The 14,696-nt window shown below is 69.6% G+C and carries 18 protein-coding genes; 6 read left to right on the plus strand and 12 right to left on the minus strand.

Translation table 11 applies throughout. The features are described from left to right. The 5 genes from ON27_RS16515 to pyrR form a co-directional block, all read right to left on the minus strand. On the minus strand, positions 1 to 266 hold a 266-nt coding region (locus ON27_RS16515; protein WP_043727378.1), incomplete at its 3' end, for a carbamoyl-phosphate synthase domain-containing protein. Beyond that, positions 263 to 784: a PH-like domain-containing protein gene (locus ON27_RS16520; protein ID WP_043727379.1), complete on the minus strand. Its 522-nt coding sequence runs from the start codon at positions 782 to 784 to the stop codon at positions 263 to 265. The genes ON27_RS16515 and ON27_RS16520, both read right to left, overlap by 4 nt. A 39-nt stretch (positions 785 to 823) precedes the next feature. Next, a complete protein-coding gene (locus ON27_RS16525) occupies positions 824 to 2,167 on the minus strand; it encodes a dihydroorotase (RefSeq protein WP_043727381.1) in 1,344 nt (447 codons plus the stop codon). Further along, positions 2,164 to 3,123, minus strand: a complete 960-nt coding sequence (locus ON27_RS16530; protein WP_043727383.1) for an aspartate carbamoyltransferase catalytic subunit — start codon at positions 3,121 to 3,123, stop codon at positions 2,164 to 2,166. The genes ON27_RS16525 and ON27_RS16530 overlap by 4 nt, the downstream gene beginning before the upstream one ends. 37 nt (positions 3,124 to 3,160) lie before the next feature. Then, positions 3,161 to 3,793: a bifunctional pyr operon transcriptional regulator/uracil phosphoribosyltransferase PyrR gene (gene pyrR, locus ON27_RS16535; protein ID WP_043727385.1), complete on the minus strand. Its 633-nt coding sequence runs from the start codon at positions 3,791 to 3,793 to the stop codon at positions 3,161 to 3,163. 257 nt (positions 3,794 to 4,050) lie between these two features. Here pyrR and ON27_RS16540 point away from each other — a divergent pair, with 257 nt between their 5' ends. The 3 genes from ON27_RS16540 (at position 4,051) to ON27_RS16550 (ending at position 5,952) form a co-directional block, all read left to right on the plus strand. Next, complete coding sequence (locus tag ON27_RS16540; RefSeq protein ID WP_043727387.1) at positions 4,051 to 4,677, plus strand: alpha-ketoglutarate-dependent dioxygenase AlkB; 627 nt, start codon at positions 4,051 to 4,053, stop codon at positions 4,675 to 4,677. 68 nt (positions 4,678 to 4,745) lie between these two features. Continuing rightward, positions 4,746 to 5,195: an SgcJ/EcaC family oxidoreductase gene (locus ON27_RS16545; protein WP_043727388.1), complete on the plus strand. Its 450-nt coding sequence runs from the start codon at positions 4,746 to 4,748 to the stop codon at positions 5,193 to 5,195. A 43-nt stretch (positions 5,196 to 5,238) separates the two neighbouring features. Further along, entirely contained in the window at positions 5,239 to 5,952 is a 714-nt protein-coding gene (locus tag ON27_RS16550) for an HD domain-containing protein (protein WP_043727390.1), read from the plus strand. Positions 5,953 to 6,022: 70 nt separating this feature from the next. Here ON27_RS16550 and ON27_RS16555 read toward each other — a convergent pair whose 3' ends face one another. Next, on the minus strand, positions 6,023 to 6,598 hold the full coding sequence (locus tag ON27_RS16555; RefSeq protein WP_043727393.1) for a TetR/AcrR family transcriptional regulator: 576 nt from the start codon (positions 6,596 to 6,598) through the stop codon (positions 6,023 to 6,025). Positions 6,599 to 6,682: 84 nt separating this feature from the next. Between ON27_RS16555 and ON27_RS16560 the strand changes: the two genes are divergently transcribed. Then, a complete protein-coding gene (locus tag ON27_RS16560) occupies positions 6,683 to 7,663 on the plus strand; it encodes a quinone oxidoreductase family protein (protein ID WP_043727439.1) in 981 nt (326 codons plus the stop codon). Between the two features lie 44 nt (positions 7,664 to 7,707). Continuing rightward, positions 7,708 to 8,874, plus strand: a complete 1,167-nt coding sequence (locus ON27_RS16565) for a serpin family protein (protein WP_043727395.1) — start codon at positions 7,708 to 7,710, stop codon at positions 8,872 to 8,874. 111 nt (positions 8,875 to 8,985) lie between these two features. Here ON27_RS16565 and ON27_RS16570 read toward each other — a convergent pair whose 3' ends face one another. The 4 genes from ON27_RS16570 to ON27_RS39905 all read right to left on the minus strand — a co-directional run bounded on the left by ON27_RS16570 (position 8,986) and on the right by ON27_RS39905 (position 12,093). Continuing rightward, positions 8,986 to 10,218 carry an FAD-dependent oxidoreductase gene (locus tag ON27_RS16570; RefSeq protein ID WP_043727397.1) on the minus strand — a complete coding sequence of 411 codons (1,233 nt, stop codon included), beginning with the start codon at positions 10,216 to 10,218 and terminating at the stop codon, positions 8,986 to 8,988. Between the two features lie 121 nt (positions 10,219 to 10,339). After that, the gene (locus tag ON27_RS16575; protein WP_051046679.1) at positions 10,340 to 10,873 is read right to left on the minus strand and encodes a DUF4334 domain-containing protein; all 534 of its coding nucleotides are present in this window, start codon (positions 10,871 to 10,873) and stop codon (positions 10,340 to 10,342) included. A gap of 167 nt (positions 10,874 to 11,040) precedes the next feature. Continuing rightward, a complete protein-coding gene (locus ON27_RS16580; RefSeq protein ID WP_043727399.1) occupies positions 11,041 to 11,544 on the minus strand; it encodes a DMT family transporter in 504 nt (167 codons plus the stop codon). A gap of 63 nt (positions 11,545 to 11,607) precedes the next feature. Beyond that, the gene (locus ON27_RS39905) at positions 11,608 to 12,093 is read right to left on the minus strand and encodes a DMT family transporter (protein ID WP_157227217.1); all 486 of its coding nucleotides are present in this window, start codon (positions 12,091 to 12,093) and stop codon (positions 11,608 to 11,610) included. A gap of 215 nt (positions 12,094 to 12,308) precedes the next feature. On the opposite strand from ON27_RS39905, the gene ON27_RS16590 reads away from it, so the two are divergent. Beyond that, the gene (locus tag ON27_RS16590) at positions 12,309 to 13,577 is read left to right on the plus strand and encodes an ArsB/NhaD family transporter (RefSeq protein ID WP_083887626.1); all 1,269 of its coding nucleotides are present in this window, start codon (positions 12,309 to 12,311) and stop codon (positions 13,575 to 13,577) included. 338 nt (positions 13,578 to 13,915) lie between these two features. Here the strand turns inward: ON27_RS16590 and ON27_RS16595 are convergent, their stop codons facing one another. Both ON27_RS16595 and nusB read right to left on the minus strand, forming a co-directional pair. Then, complete coding sequence (locus tag ON27_RS16595; RefSeq protein WP_174377849.1) at positions 13,916 to 14,179, minus strand: YciI family protein; 264 nt, start codon at positions 14,177 to 14,179, stop codon at positions 13,916 to 13,918. Beyond that, complete coding sequence (gene nusB, locus ON27_RS16600; RefSeq protein ID WP_043727450.1) at positions 14,176 to 14,685, minus strand: transcription antitermination factor NusB; 510 nt, start codon at positions 14,683 to 14,685, stop codon at positions 14,176 to 14,178. Before nusB ends, ON27_RS16595 begins: the two co-directional genes overlap by 4 nt. Positions 14,686 to 14,696 lie beyond the last annotated feature (11 nt).

Here is a 14,696-nt window from a genome sequence, read left to right on the forward strand (position 1 = left end):
TACCCGGCGACCCAGATCTTCGCGGACTCGTCGTCCTCGTCGTTCCAGCCGGTGTTGCCGATCTGCGGCGCGGCGGCCACCACGATCTGGCGGTGGTAGGACGGATCGGTGAGGGTCTCCTGATATCCGGTCATCGCGGTGCAGAACACCGCCTCACCGAGCGTCTGGCCCACGGCGCCGTAGGCCTGGCCGCGGAACACCCGGCCGTCCTCCAGCACGAGTGCCGCGCCCGTCCCCGCCCTGTTCCCGCCCGTGTCTCCTGTCATCCCTCGTCATCTCCCGTCATCGTCCCGCTCTGATCCGTCGCCGGAAGCCGGCGCCAAGCCGGGTAGACCGACTTGTCGTCGCCGCGGAAACCCGTGTCGATCTCGGTTCCGGTCGGCAGCTTCCAGCGAATGACCAGCACACCATCTTCTGTCATCACTTTGCCCGCGTGGCCGCGTTCGGTGCGCACCGCCGTGATGGATTCCTGCGGAATCCAGATCACCGTCGCGCCGTCGCGTTCGAGCAGGATTCCCCGTTCGAACCGCGTGAGTTCCGCGGTGGCCCGGAACCCCAGGTCGCCCACCGTGATCCGGTCCTGCCAACTGGGCGCGATGGTGCTGCCCAGATACAGTCCGGTGGTCGGCTCCAGCAGCTGCGCGCCGAGTTCGGCGGGCACGGCGGGCAGCGCGCCGATGCGCTCCGCCTGCCGGGCCGCGCGGTTGCGCCAGCCCCGGTACATCAGCCAGAGGCAGACCGCGAACAGGGCCAGCAGCCCGACCACCCAGAGTGTTCTCTCCACCTACCGACCTCCTTGAACGGCTGCGCCTCGATCGCTCATCTACGCCTCCGCACGGTTCCCCAGCGCCTTGCCGTCCCGGGCGGTGACCCGGCCGCGCAGCAGCGTCGCCGTCACCCGCGCCGGGAAGGTCATCGCCTCGAACGGCGTGTTGTTCGAGATGCTGGCCAGTTCCGTCCCGCGCACCGTCCAGCGGGCCTTCGGGTCGACCAGCGTCAGGTTGGCCGGCTCACCGACCTCGATCGGCCTGCCGTGGTCGTCCAGCCCAACGATCTCGGCGGGGCGCTCGCTCATCACGCGGGCGACGCCGCGCCAGTCCAGCAGCCCCGGCTCGACCATGGTCTGCACGATGATCGACAGCGCCGTCTCCAGTCCGAGCATGCCGGGCCGGGCCGCGGCGAACTCGCAGCATTTGTCCTGCTCCGCGTGTGGAGCGTGATCGGTGGCGACGCAATCGATGATCCCCTCGGCCAGCGCCTGCCGCAGCGCGGCGGCGTCGGAGGCCTCGCGCAGCGGCGGGTTCACCTTGTTGACCGCGTCGTAGGTCTCCAACCGGGAGTCGTCCAGCAGCAGGTGGTGCGGGGTGACCTCCGCGGTGATCGAGATACCCTGCGACTTGGCCCATTTCACGAGTTCCACGGTGCCCGCCGTGGAGGCGTGGCAGATGTGCACCCGGGCGCCCGCGTCGCGCGCCAGCAGGGCGTCGCGCGCCACGATGGACTCCTCGGCCGCGCGCGGCCAGCCCGCCAGGCCCAGCCGGGCCGCGGTCGGTCCCTCGTGCGCGATCGCGCCTTCGGTCAGTCTCGGCTCCTCGGCGTGCTGGGCGATCAGCACGCCGAGCGAATTCGCGTACTCCAGGGCACGGCGCATGATCAACGGGTCGTAGACGCAGTGACCGTCGTCGGAGAACATGCGCACCGCGCCGACGCCTGCGGCCATGGTCCCCATTTCGGCGAGCTGCTTGCCCGCCAGTCCGACGGTGACCGCGCCGACCGGGTACACGTCGACCAGACCGACCTCCCTGCCCCGCCGCCACACGTGGTCGGTGACGACCACCGAGTCGGCGACCGGGCTGGTGTTGGCCATCGCGAAGACCGCGGTGTAGCCGCCCAGCGCTGCCGCGGCGGACCCGGTCTCGATGGTCTCGGTGTCCTCGCGGCCCGGCTCCCGCAGGTGGGTGTGCAGGTCGACGAAGCCCGGCAGCAGGATCTGTCCCCGCGCGTCGATGATCTCGGCGTCTGCGATCTCGGCGTCGGCCCCGACCGCGGCGGCGCCGATCTTCCGGATCTCGCCGTCGGCGACGAGCACGTCGACCGGCTCGCCCTCGCCGTAGAGCAACGCACCCTTGATCAGTACCGGGGTGCCCGCACTCGTCCGAGCGCTCATGCCACTGCCTCCTGTGTCCCGACGAGCAGGCGGAACAGGACCGCCATCCGCATGTGCACGCCGTTGGTGACCTGCTGCAGCACCGCGGCCTTCGAAGAGTCCGCCACCGCGGAGGCGATTTCCATGCCGCGCAGCATCGGGCCGGGGTGCAGTACGACGGCGTGGTCCTCCAGCAGGGCGAGCCTGCGCTCGGACAGTCCGTAGCTGATCGAGTACTCCCGCGCCGACGGGAAGAACCCGCCGTTCATCCGCTCGGCCTGCACGCGCAGCATCAGCACCGCGTCGGCGCCGATCAGCTCGGCGTCCAGATGGTGCGAGACGCGGGCGGGCCAGGTCTGCACGCCGATCGGCAGCAGCGTGCGCGGTGCGACCAGCACGACCTCCGCGCCGAGCGTGGCCAGCAGGAAGACGTTGGACCGAGCGACTCGGCTGTGCAGGATGTCGCCGACGATCACAACTCGCTTGCCCTCGATGTCGCCGAGGCGCTGCCGGAGGGTCAGCGCGTCCAGCAGGGCCTGGGTGGGGTGTTCGTGCGTTCCGTCGCCCGCGTTGACGACCGCCGGGCCGGACCCCCGTCCCGCGGAGACCGCCCATTCGTCCATCCAGCGCGCGATCTGGTGCGCGGCTCCGGAGGCCGGATGCCGCACGATGAGCGCGTCGGCGCCCGCGGCGTGCAAGGTCAGCGCGGTGTCGCGCAGCGACTCGCCCTTGGCGACCGAGGAACTGCTCGCGCTGACGTTGATCACGTCGGCGCTCATCCACTTCCCCGCCACCTCGAACGAGACCCTGGTGCGGGTGGAGTTCTCGTAGAACACCGTCATCACGGTGCGGCCGCGCAGCGTGGGCAGCTTGTGCACCTCACGGCCGAGCAGCGCCTGCTCGAACCGTTCCGCCTCGTCGAGCAGCTCCGTCGCGGCGGCGCGATCGAGCGCGGCGACCGACAGCAGATGCCTCATGCGCCCGCCTCCCGCCGCGAGCCGGCGTGCGAGTACCTCACGCCTCCTCCTGGTGCAGGTAGACGCCGTCGTGGCCGTCGTGTTCGGTCAGCAGCACCGAGATGTCCTCGGAGCGGCTGGTCGGCACGTTCTTGCCCACGTAGTCGGCGCGGATCGGCAGTTCCCGGTGGCCGCGGTCGATGAGCACCGCCAGCTGCACCGCGCGCGGGCGGCCCAGATCACGCAGGCCGTCGAGCGCGGAGCGGACGGTGCGACCGGAGAACAGGACGTCGTCGACCAGGACCACCAGCGCGTCCTCGATGCCGCCTTCCGGGACGGAGGTGCGTTCCAGCGGCCGGTGCGGACGACTGCGCAGATCGTCGCGGTAGAGGGTGATGTCGAGCGAGCCCAGAGCCGGGCGGACGCCGGAGAATTCCTCGATCTTCTCGGTGAGCCGCGCGGCCAGGGTGGTGCCCCGGGTGGGAATGCCGATCAGCACCACGCGCGGCGGGTCCGGCTCCCCCGCGTCCAGCGCGGTCTTCTCGATGATCTGGTGCGCGATGCGCGCGACGGTCCGTCCGACATCCGAAGCCGACAACAGCTCACGCCCCGCCGCCACCCACTCCGGGGTATGTCGCTGCGATGTCTCGGCAGCGCCGGACTTGGCGGCCCGTTCTTCGGGCACGGCCATGCCGACCTCCTTCCCCGCCTCACCGGACGGTCCGTTAAAGGATGTCTTACGGCAAGCAGCGTATCAGCGCCCCGACCCCCGCTTTCACCAGGCATATCGGGCTGTGAGCGGGGCCACTGCCGGGTCCGTCCGTTACGACGTGTCCCGGGGGCGCGAGAAGTCGGTCGCCGGATCCCCGCAGCCCGAGCCGGTTCCTTGCGACATCCCTGACCGAAAACCGCTAGCACATACGTTCGAACAGCGGTAGGCTCGGCCGCATGTCCACACCGTTGCAGGGATCGTTGCTCGACGGATTCGGTGACACCGAATTCGCCTCGCTTCGCGATGCGCGCCGTACCGTGCTGGACCACGGGGCCTGGGTGGATCTGCTGCCCGGTTGGCTGTCGGGCGCGGACGCGCTGTTCGACCGGCTGGTCGACGCGGTGCCATGGAAGGCCGAGCGCAGGCCGATGTACGACCGTGTGGTCGACGTGCCGCGGCTGCTGCGGTTCTACACCGAGCACGAACCGCTGCCGGATCCGGCGCTGGCAGACGCTCGCACCGCCCTGAGCGAGCACTATCGGCACGAACTCGGCGAGCCGTTTCGCACCGCCGGCCTGTGCTACTACCGGGACGGGCGCGACAGCGTCGCCTGGCACGGCGACAACATCGGCCGCGGCGCCACGCACGACACGATGGTCGCGATCGTGTCGATCGGCGCGCCGAGAGCCCTGCTATTGCGGCCGCGCGGCGGGGGCGCGAGCCTGAAATACCTGGTGGGGCACGGTGATCTACTGGTCATGGGCGGCTCCTGTCAGCGCACCTGGGAGCACGCGGTGCCGAAGACGCGCAAACCCGCCGGTCCCCGGATCAGCATCCAGTACCGACCGCGCGGGGTCCGCTGACCCGTCCCGAGTGCGCCGGACCCGGCCGGCTTGACCTGAACCGCCGTTGAGGTCGGAAGCTCGTCGGCATGAATACGACAGCATCCACCCCGCCCCTGGTTCGGGACACGACAGTCGACCACACCGACGACATCCTGGCGATCCGCCGGATCGTGGCCAACGCGGAGGCCGGTTTCAACACCAACGACCCCGACCTGCTATCGGCGGATTTCATCGCCAACGCCGCTGTCGTCAATGCGATGGGGACGTTGATCACCGGATTCGACGCGCTGCTCGACGCGAACCGCAGCGGCCTGGCCGGATTCCTCAAAGATCAATACGCCCGCTACGAGGTCGCCGACATCACGTTCCTGCGCCCCGACGTCGCGATCGGGCACAAGCGGGCGTGGGCGACCACCGCCGACGGCGAGCTCCTCGACCACGACCACGCCATGATCGCGCTCTACGTTTTCGTGAAGCAGGGCGAGCGCTGGCACATCGCCGCCAGGCAGAACACCTTGGTACCCCAGGCCGACTGATCGCCGTCCGTCGCGTGTCATCCGCTCCGGTTAGCCTGGCATCATGAGCAATCCAGGGGCGGGGGTCTTGGCCGTGATGCCGCTGCACACGATCAGCGAGGTCTACGGCGAGGCCGGGCTGCGGGAACGACTACTGCTGGAAATCGCCGATCTGCCGGATACCCAGCGGCTGACCGCGGCGCTCGATCTCGCGGCCGACCTGCATCGCGACGACCGGTACGGCCGCGAGCCCTACCTCAGTCACCTACTGCGCGTGACGATTCGGATCATCAGCCATTACGAGGTCCGGGACCCGGACGTGGTCGCGGCGGGCCTGTTGCACGACTCCGTCGAGGACCACGCCGCCGAGCTGGCCGCCGATCGCCCTGGGCCGCCGGTCCCCGCCGCACTGGGAGCGATCGGCGATCGGTTCGGTTCGCGTGTGGCCGACCTCGTCGCCGCGGTGACCAATCCCGAACCGGATCCGGCGCGTGACCGGCAGGCACAGTACCGCGAGCATGTCGCGACCAATCTGGACCGCGACCCGTGGGCCCGCGTGATCAAGCTCTCCGACTTCACCGACAACGGCGTCGGCATCCTGTACGCCACCGGTCCCGCGATGGCCAAGCTCGCCGCCAAGTACCGCCCGCTGACCGCCGTCTACCGCGACCTGGTCACCCGGCCGGACACACCGCTGGCCGAGCACGTGCGGCAGCACATCCTCGAGCAGCTCGACCGGGCGGACGAGCGCTTCGACGCCATTCTGTCGCGGGACTGATCACTTGAAGGGTTCGCGAAGCGGAAAGGCCTGCGCCGGCGTCACCCTGCCTGATGCTCTCCGACCGTGATCACGGTGCCCGTAGCACCGACTCCACCAGCTCGCGCACCGCCGCCAGCAACCGATCCGTCTGGCCCGCTCGGATCATGGCTGGCACCACCTCGGTGCTCAGCGCGCCGAGCAGAAGCCGCCCCACCGCCTCGGCATCCAGATCCGGCCGCGCTTCGCGCAGCAGCGTGGTGATGTGGTTGTCCCAGAACGCGTGGAACTCCGCGGTCCGCGGATGCGGCGATTCGGTGCGATAGGCGACCATCAATTCGGAATTGTCGATCACCAGCCGCGTCATCGCGTCGAAGTAGGCGATCAGGCGCGCGCCGGGCGGCGCGCCGGGCCCCAAGGGCGGTGGGCCGCTGGTAACCGCCTCCATCAGCGCCAGCGCACTCTCGGCGACCATCTCGTGCAGCAGTCCCGCGCGGTTGCCGAAGCGATGGAAGATCGTGCCCTTGCCCACTCCGGCGGCCGCCGCGACGCGATCCATGGTGATCGCCTCGGCGCCGTGCTCGGCGAGCAACGCGAAGGTGGCGTCCAAGATCGCGCGGCGGTTACGCGCCGCGTCCGCCCGTTCTCTGGGTCGTTCGCCGCCCATCGCACCCGCTTTCTAGACAACTTGACCGATGGTCCATATGATCAGCGAATCATTTGGACCGACAGTCAACTTATGGAGTTCATGATGCAGGCAATCGTAATGACGGCGCCGGGAAGTCCGGACGTGCTGGTACCGCGGGAGGTCCCGGCGCCGCGAGCGGCCGCGGACGAGGTGGTGATCCGCGCCGAGGCGATCCCCGTGCTATTCCCGGAGACCAAGCTGCGCTCCGGCGAGTTCCCGCTCGGCGTTCCCCTGCCGCTGGTCTTCGGTTACCAAGCGGCGGGCGTCGTCACCGAGGTGGGCGCGCAGGTCGATCCGGCGCTGAACGGGCAGCGGGTGGTCGTGGCGACCAGTGGTTCCGGCGCGTATGCCGAATTCGTCGCCGCGCCGGCGGATTCCGTGGTGACCATCCCGGACGGCCTGTCGTCGGTGGACGCCGCGGCGGTGCTGATGAACGGCTCGGTGGCGATTCCACTGCTGGAGACCGCGGCGCTGACCGGTGTCGAGACCGTCCTGATCGAAGCGGCCGCGACCGGGGTCGGCAGCGCTCTCACGCAACTGGCGAAGGAATTCGGGGCGGCTCGCGTCGTCGGCACCGCGGGTGGTCCCGAGAAGATGGCCCGAGCCCGCGAGCTCGGGGCCGACGAGGTGATCGATCACAACGACCCGGCGTGGACCACCCGGCTGCGCGAAACGCTCGGCGGCACAACGGTGGATGTGGTGTTCGATTCGATCGGCGGCGAGAGCGCTTGCGCTCTGCTCGACCTCATGACTCCGCTACGCGGCCGAATGCTGGGCTACGGGTGGCTCTCCGGTGAGCCGGCGCGGATTTCGGCGACCGACCTGATCCCGCGCGGGCTCACCTATACCGGTTGCGCGGGACCGGACTGGTTGGACAGGGTCGCCGCCGCGCGTACCTCCGTGCTGGCCCGTGCGGCGGCAGGTGGGCTCGATCCGCTGGTCGAGGCGGTCCTGCCGCTGGAGCAGGCGAGCCGCGCGCATCGACTGCTGGAGGGTCGGACGCCGCTGGGCAAGATCGTGCTGCGTCCGGAGCCCGCCGCGTAGCGCGAACGGCGCGAGGCTCGCGCGACCGTGGCTAGGGTGGGGTCGTGCGGACCTCTCTGGAATCTCACGTCGATGCCGCCAACGCGCTCACCGCCCGGTGGTGCGCGGCGGCGGGCGAGCGAGACTTCGTGGTGTCCGGCGCGGGCGTGTGGCCGCTGCTGGCCTTGCTCGCCTCCGCGGCGGAGGGCACGGCGCGGGAGGAACTGACCGCAGCGATCGGGGTGCCCGCCGAGAACGGGCGAGACGAGGCGCTCCGATTGCTGCGCGACCTGGAACGCGCGGAAGCGGTGTCGGCGGCACTGGGCGTGTGGGTGCATCACGATCTTCCGCTGCGCCAGACGTGGTCGCGGGCACTTCCCGAGGGCGTGCTCGCACGGTTGACCGGGCAATCCGAACTCGACCGCTGGGCGGCCCGGCACACCGACGGACTCATCGAACGGTTCCCGCTCATCGTCGATCCCGGCACGCTGCTGGTGCTCGCCACCGCGCTGGTGGCGAAGACGCGGTGGGACGTGCCCTTCGAAGTCGGGACGCTGACCTGTGAGAACGGCCCGTGGCAGGGGCATCGCGGGCCCGGATTGTCGCGTACCGGCGCCGATGTGGGGAACGCCGCCATTCTGGAGGCGCCGCAACCGGTCACGCGAGTCGTCGTAGCAGGTGTCGCCGACCTCGACGTCCACCTTCTCCTCGGTGCCGGACCGCCCGCAGCCGTGCTGGGAACAGGGCTGACGGCGCTGTCCGGCGCCACGCCGGTCCGCTCCGACCTCCCGGCCGGGACCGAGGGCCCGGGACTGAGCGTGCGCACCGAGCCGGTGCTGTCGCGTACCGGTCAACTACGGATCCTGCTGCCTCCCTTCGAGGTTCGATCCACCCACGACCTACTCACCGCGTCCGGCCTGTTCGGCCTGGCCGCCGCGACCGACTGCACGCGCGGCCATTTCCCCGCGATTTCCCCGTCTCCGTTGTGCGTCGGCCAAGGAGCCCAGGAGGTCCTCGCCCGGTTCAGCCACGAGGGTTTCGAGGCCGCCGCCGTAACGGCCTTCGCGTTGCGGGCGGCAGCGGCCGCGCTGCGCCCCGCCAGCGCACCAGTGGTCTCGGTGACCTTCGACCGCCCCTTCGGCTTCCTCGCCGTCCACCGCCCGACCCGCCTGGCAGTGGTAGCGGGCTGGATCGCCACCCCACCCACCTCCGCCCCGAACACCTTCGCCTGACCACACGGCGAACCACGCCGCCCGCGCAAAGGCGGCGAAGGAGCAAGCGGCGGCCGCTCGGACGCGAGCCACAAGGGGGCCGCGAACACGCAGCGCCGCAGGCGCTGCCAATTAAACACAGCGCCGGGCGAAGTGTGGCGCGTGTTCCGGTAGAACTCCCCGTGCGAGCAAGAATGGGGGGACGCTGCGGAGGACCGGGATACGGCGCAGGATCCGAATCGGCAGCGGTGCGCGTGGGGCGCTCGCGATGTCGATTCGCCCGTCGAGGGCGGGGGCGATCGCGATCGCGTGCAGGAGTCGCTGAATTCCCTGTGTCACGACGGTCGGGAAGCTGCGCCGTCGCTGCACCAAGGCCAGGTCTCTGGTTCCGAGTGTGCCCGAGAGCAGCGGCGGGGCGAGGATTCTCGCCGCGGCGACGGCGTCCTGCACGGCCAGGTTGATACCGACGCCACCGGCGGGGGACATGGCGTGGGCGGCGTCGCCGAGGCAGAGCAGGCCGTTGGTGTACCACTTGGTCAGCCGGTCGAGTTTCACTTCCAGCAACTTGACCTCTGTCCAGCTGGACAAGGCGTCGACCCGGTCGTGCAGCCAGGGCGCGGCTTCGGCCAGGCCGCGCATGATGTCCTGGACCGGCCCGCGACGGGCGGACTCGTCGGCGCCCTTGGCGATCAACGTCGCGCACTGCCAGTAGTCGCCGCGGTCGAGTAGCAGCGCCGCGCGCCGCGCGGTGACGATCGGCAGCGCCCCCGCGGGATCGATCTCGGTGCGCGGCAGGCGGAACCACCAGACGTCCATCGGCGTCGGCCAGGTGCGGGTCGGCAGTCCCGCGGCCGACCGCAGCAGTGAGCCGCGCCCGTCGCAGGCCACGGTGAGGTCGGCTTCGATCGAGCCGGTCGCGCCCTCGACGGTCCGGTAGGCGACGCCGCCCACCCTGCCGTCGAGCCAGATCAGGTCGGTGGCCTCGGTGTTCATCCGCAGCCGGAAGGTCGGCTCCGCCGCCGCGGCCCGCGCCAGCAGGTCGAGCAGGTCCCACTGCGGCACCATCGCGACGTATTTGTGTTTTCCCGGCAGGTGTTTCAGCGTCGCCAGGGTCTGCAGGCCACCGGCGATCGGCAGTTGCACCTGATCGACTTTGCGGGCGGGCAGTTTCGCGAATTCCGCGCCGAGCCCCAGTTCGTCGAGGAGGTCGAGGGTGGTGGGATGCACGGTGTCGCCGCGGAAGTCGCGCAGGAAGTCCTTGTGCTTCTCCAGCACCGTGACGGCGACACCGGCTCGCGCGAGCAGCAACCCGAGGAACATCCCCGCCGGCCCCCCACCGACCACCAGGCATGTCGTGCGTTCCATCGACTGTCTCTCCCTCGGTCGTCGCATCGCCGCAAGGTGTCGCCTGTTTGCGCAAAATCCTAGTGCGGCGGGCGCGGCGCCGGACCCGGATCGGCGACGGCCGCCCGGATCCGCGGCGAGCTCAGCCGATGTCCCTGCGCAGGACGAAGAAATACGGCTCCGTCATGCCGCGCAGATCCATCACGCCGAACAGGGTGTGCTCGTCGGCGGCGCGGAAGTGGTCGATGATCGGCAGGTGGTCGTAGACCATCGCGGCACTTGTCACGCCGCGGTATTCCACTTCGCGCAGGCGCGCGGTGGGCTTGCTCGTTCGCAGCGCGGGCCTCACCACCGGCAGCAGCTTGCGCACGGCGCGCACACCGGACAGCGGCACCCGTCCGGCGAGTGAGAGCGGGACTCGGCGCGGGTCGATCGGGAACACCGTGCCGCCCGAGGTGAACAGCAGAGGATGCACGCTGTCGGGGCCGTCGAACTGCTTCCCGTACCAACCCGAAGCGGCCAGCACGCCATCCATCGGGTGCCCGGTCTGCAGTTCCTCGCCCCGCCAGCGCCCTGTCGTGACGTCTTGGACGCGCGCCGCCGGGAGGCGGTCGAACAGTGCCCACGCCTCCTGCGCGTTGTGGACGTCCGTCACGGTCAGCTCGTTCGCAGCCATGTCTCCTACTTCCTCATCGACGCAACGTTGCGATAGATACCCTATCGACCTCTCAGAACGCGCGCGCACTGGCAGCTGCCCCTGGCCGGATGGTCCGTGCGGCGCGAGGCGGCCGAATGCGGCGCGCGCCGCACGACGAGCAACGACGACTTGTCCTGCGCGGTAGTTCAGTACGCCGCCATGAGATAGATGCCCAGGATGATCATCACGCAGGCTGCGACGCGTTTCTGGGTCACCGCGCGCCGCGGGAACCCCATCAGTCCGAAGTGGTCGATCGCGAGGGCGCCGAACATCTGACCCGCGATGATCAGGGCGTTGAAGGTGCTGGCTCCGACGTCCGACGCGACGGCGATCATCGCCAGGATGGCCGCCCCGCCCAGCAGACCGCCGAACGGCGCCCACCGGGGCATGGTCCGGATATCCGCCCGCGTGGGCCACGGCCGATCAGCGGACACCAGCAGGGCCACCACGAGGAAGATCGCGAAACCCGTGAACGCCACGGCGTAGGAGATCACGCCGCACAGCCAGACGTTCTTCAACGCCAGTTTCAGCGAGTTCTGGCAACCCGCTTCCACGGAGCGCAACGCGCCGCCGACCAGGATGAACGCGAAGATGAGTGCGGTCGTGACGCGCGGGAGCGCGGCACGGGTTTCGGTGGTGCGAACCGTCATCGGAGATCTCCGGAGGATGCGAAGGGTGGATACTTGACCGGCAGTTCGGGGCGGCTCGCGCGGTCAGGTCACACTGGCGCTGCGCTCACCCTCGGGTTCGTCGGCCATCAGATAGATCGCGAGAGTGATCAACCCACAGGCCAGCAAACGGGGCAGGCTGGCGGATCGCTCCTCGAATCCCATGAGTCCGAAATGGTCCATGATCAGGGCGACGACCATCTCGCCGATGATCACGAGGGCGCTGAAGGTCGCCACGCCGACGTAACGGGCGACGGCGATCATGCCCATCACCGCAGCGCCCCCGAGCAAACCGCCGAACGGCGCCCACCACGGCATGTTCCGCACGTCGTCGAGAGTCGGCCACGGCGACTTCGACGACAGTGCGAGGAAGATGGCGAACCCGGTGAGCGCGACGGCGTACGAGATCACCGCGCAGAGCCACATATTCCGCATGTGGTTCATCAGCGTGTTCTGGCAGCCTGCTTCGGCCGACCGTAGGCCGCCGCCGACCAGGACGAAAAGGAAGACCAGCCCGACCGCGATACTCATGGGCAACACACATCCTCGGCTTGCGGCGCGCGAATACCGAAATCGTCTCGGAGGCAACCGCTTCGGCTCCGACAAGAGCCGGTTGATGTTCGGGTCGACGCACGACCCACTGTGACCCGGACAACGTACCATTATCCAACGGCACGATCAACGGTGCGGCGAACATCACGGTCGGCGTATTCCCGCATCGGGGACGCGGCCGAAACGCTGCCATGATGACACCCGTGCCCGAGCTGGTCGATAAGTCTCCGCGGAACTCGTCCTCGCTGGTAGGGACCCCGAGTTCCGGACCGAGACGGCGGCTCGGCGTGCTGGACTGGATTCGGCTGGCCCTGCTGGGAGCCGGTCTGCTCTGCGTGCTCACCGGGCTGCTGCCGCGCGAGGAGGCGGCCGCGAACATGCGCCGGGTCGGCCCGCTGCTGTTGTTTCTCGCCAGCGTCATCGTCCTGGCCGAACTGACCAGACAGGCCAAGGTCTTCGACGCCATCGCCCATCGCCTCGCGATCCTCGGCCGCGGCCGCTACCCCGCGCTGTTCGGCCTGTGCGTCCTGTTCGCCTCGGCCACGACGATCCTGCTGAATCTCGACACCACCGCCGTGCTGATCGCGCCGGTCATGCTGGCGCTCGCGGGGCCCGCCCGGATTCCGCCCCTGCCGCTGGCCATGACCACCCTCTGGCTGGCCAACACCGCGAGCCTGCTGCTGCCGGTGTCGAATCTCACCAACCTGCTCGCCGCCGATCGGGTGGCACTGACGGCGACCGGATTCGCGGCGAAAATGTGGGCTCCGCAGCTCGTTTCGGTTGCCGCGACGATGGTCTGCCTGTGGTTGTGGTATTGGCGGCGCGGACGACGTGGAAGCGACCGCTATGTACCACCGGAACCGATCCGGCCCGCGAACTTCCGCGAACGCGCGCTGCTGTACACCACCGCGGGAGCCTGTCTGCTGTTCATCGTCGCGATACCTCTGGTCGGCGAGCGGATAGGTATCGCGGCGACGCTCGCCGCGCTCATCGCGGTTGCGGCGTTCGCCGTCTTCGACCGCGGCGCCTTGCGGCTGTCGCTGCTCCCCTGGCGGCTGCTGGTGTTCGTGGTCGGCCTGTTCCTGGTGGTACCCACCCTCAGCCGATTCGGACTCGCCGACGTGATGCGGGCGTTGATCGGCACCGACCCGGACGCGTCCGGCGCATTCCGGGCCGCCGCGGCCGGCGCCTCGCTGGCCAATATCGCGAACAACTTGCCCGCCTACACCGCGGGTGAGGCGGTGATCCCGGCATCGAACGGTGATCAGCTGCTCGCGTTGTTGATCGGCGCCAACGTCGGCTCGATCGTCACGCCGTGGGCCTCGCTGGCGACCTTGCTGTGCCTGGAGTTCTGCCGCAGCCACGAAGTACGGGTCCCCATGGGACGTTTCGTCCTGACCGGGCTCGCCCTCGCCACGACCGCGACCGCGGGCGCGGTGGCCGCGTTGCTGATCGTGGGTTAGTCGTGGCCACCGCTGAGTGGGCGGACCGGGCCGAGCCGATCGAGGAACCCTACGTCCCTTGACCTCGAGTGCGGTCGAGGTACGAGGATCGGACCGAGGCCGGATCGAGACAATCCGATCTCACGTGCGGAGTCACCCGGCTCCCCTCGCGCTCCCGCTGGTCATCCGTACACCCCCAGCGGGAGTCTCGGGCTCCGAATCGATTGCGGCGCGGCCGAGACTCCGTCCGAGCCGTGACGGCGGACCCGCTACCACCGCCCGAACACAGCACCGCTCGGCGAGCCACGCCGGACCCTGCCATCACACGACCGGAACCGAGAAACGAGTTGCGAGCGAACTCAGTTCACCGCCGTGATCTCCCACTCGTAAACAGTGAGTTCCGACGCGCCCGTGGTGTGCACGGGATCGGTGAACGCGATTTCCCGCGCGGCATCGAGGCTTTCGGCGTAGAGGACGTACGCACCCCCGGTGCCGTCGGTGAAACGCCCGCTCTCCTGCAACTGTCCCCGGTCGTGCAGGGACCGCAGGAACTGCCGGTGCGGCTCGATCACGGCGGCGTCGAAGCGCGCGGTGCGCATCACCAGGACGAGGTATTTGTTCACGACTCGGACTCCGGGCGGTGAGCCCGGGTCGCGGCGGCCGCGGCGCGCACCTGCGGCGCCACCAGGACGACCTGGCCGAGCACACCGTTGAGGAAGGACGGCGAGTCGTCGGTGGACAACTCCTTGGCCAGCTCCACCGCCTCGTCCACGGCGACGACCGGGGGGACGTCGGCGGCGTGGAACAGCTCCCAGACCGCGATGCGCAGGATCGCGCGATCCACGGCAGGCAGCCGCGACAGGGTCCAGTCCTGCAGGTAGGACTCGATGGTGCCGTCCACCCGGTCGAGGTCGTCGGCGACGCCCTCGACCAAGGTGCGGGTGTAGGGGTGCACCGGCGCGACCGACTGGTCGCGGCCGGCCAGCTCGACGCGCTCGTCCAGCAGTTCGGCGGCGTCGACGTCTCTGGCCTCCGCCTCGAACAGCAGGTCGACCGCGCGGCGGCGGGCCTTGTGCCGCGCGCCGAGCTTCTTGTACGTGGACTTCTTGTCCACGGGCTGTTCAGCCACGGTCACATCAT

The sequence above is a fragment of the Nocardia asiatica NBRC 100129 genome (assembly GCF_000308415.1).
Classification (GTDB): Bacteria; Actinomycetota; Actinomycetes; order Mycobacteriales; family Mycobacteriaceae; genus Nocardia; species Nocardia asiatica.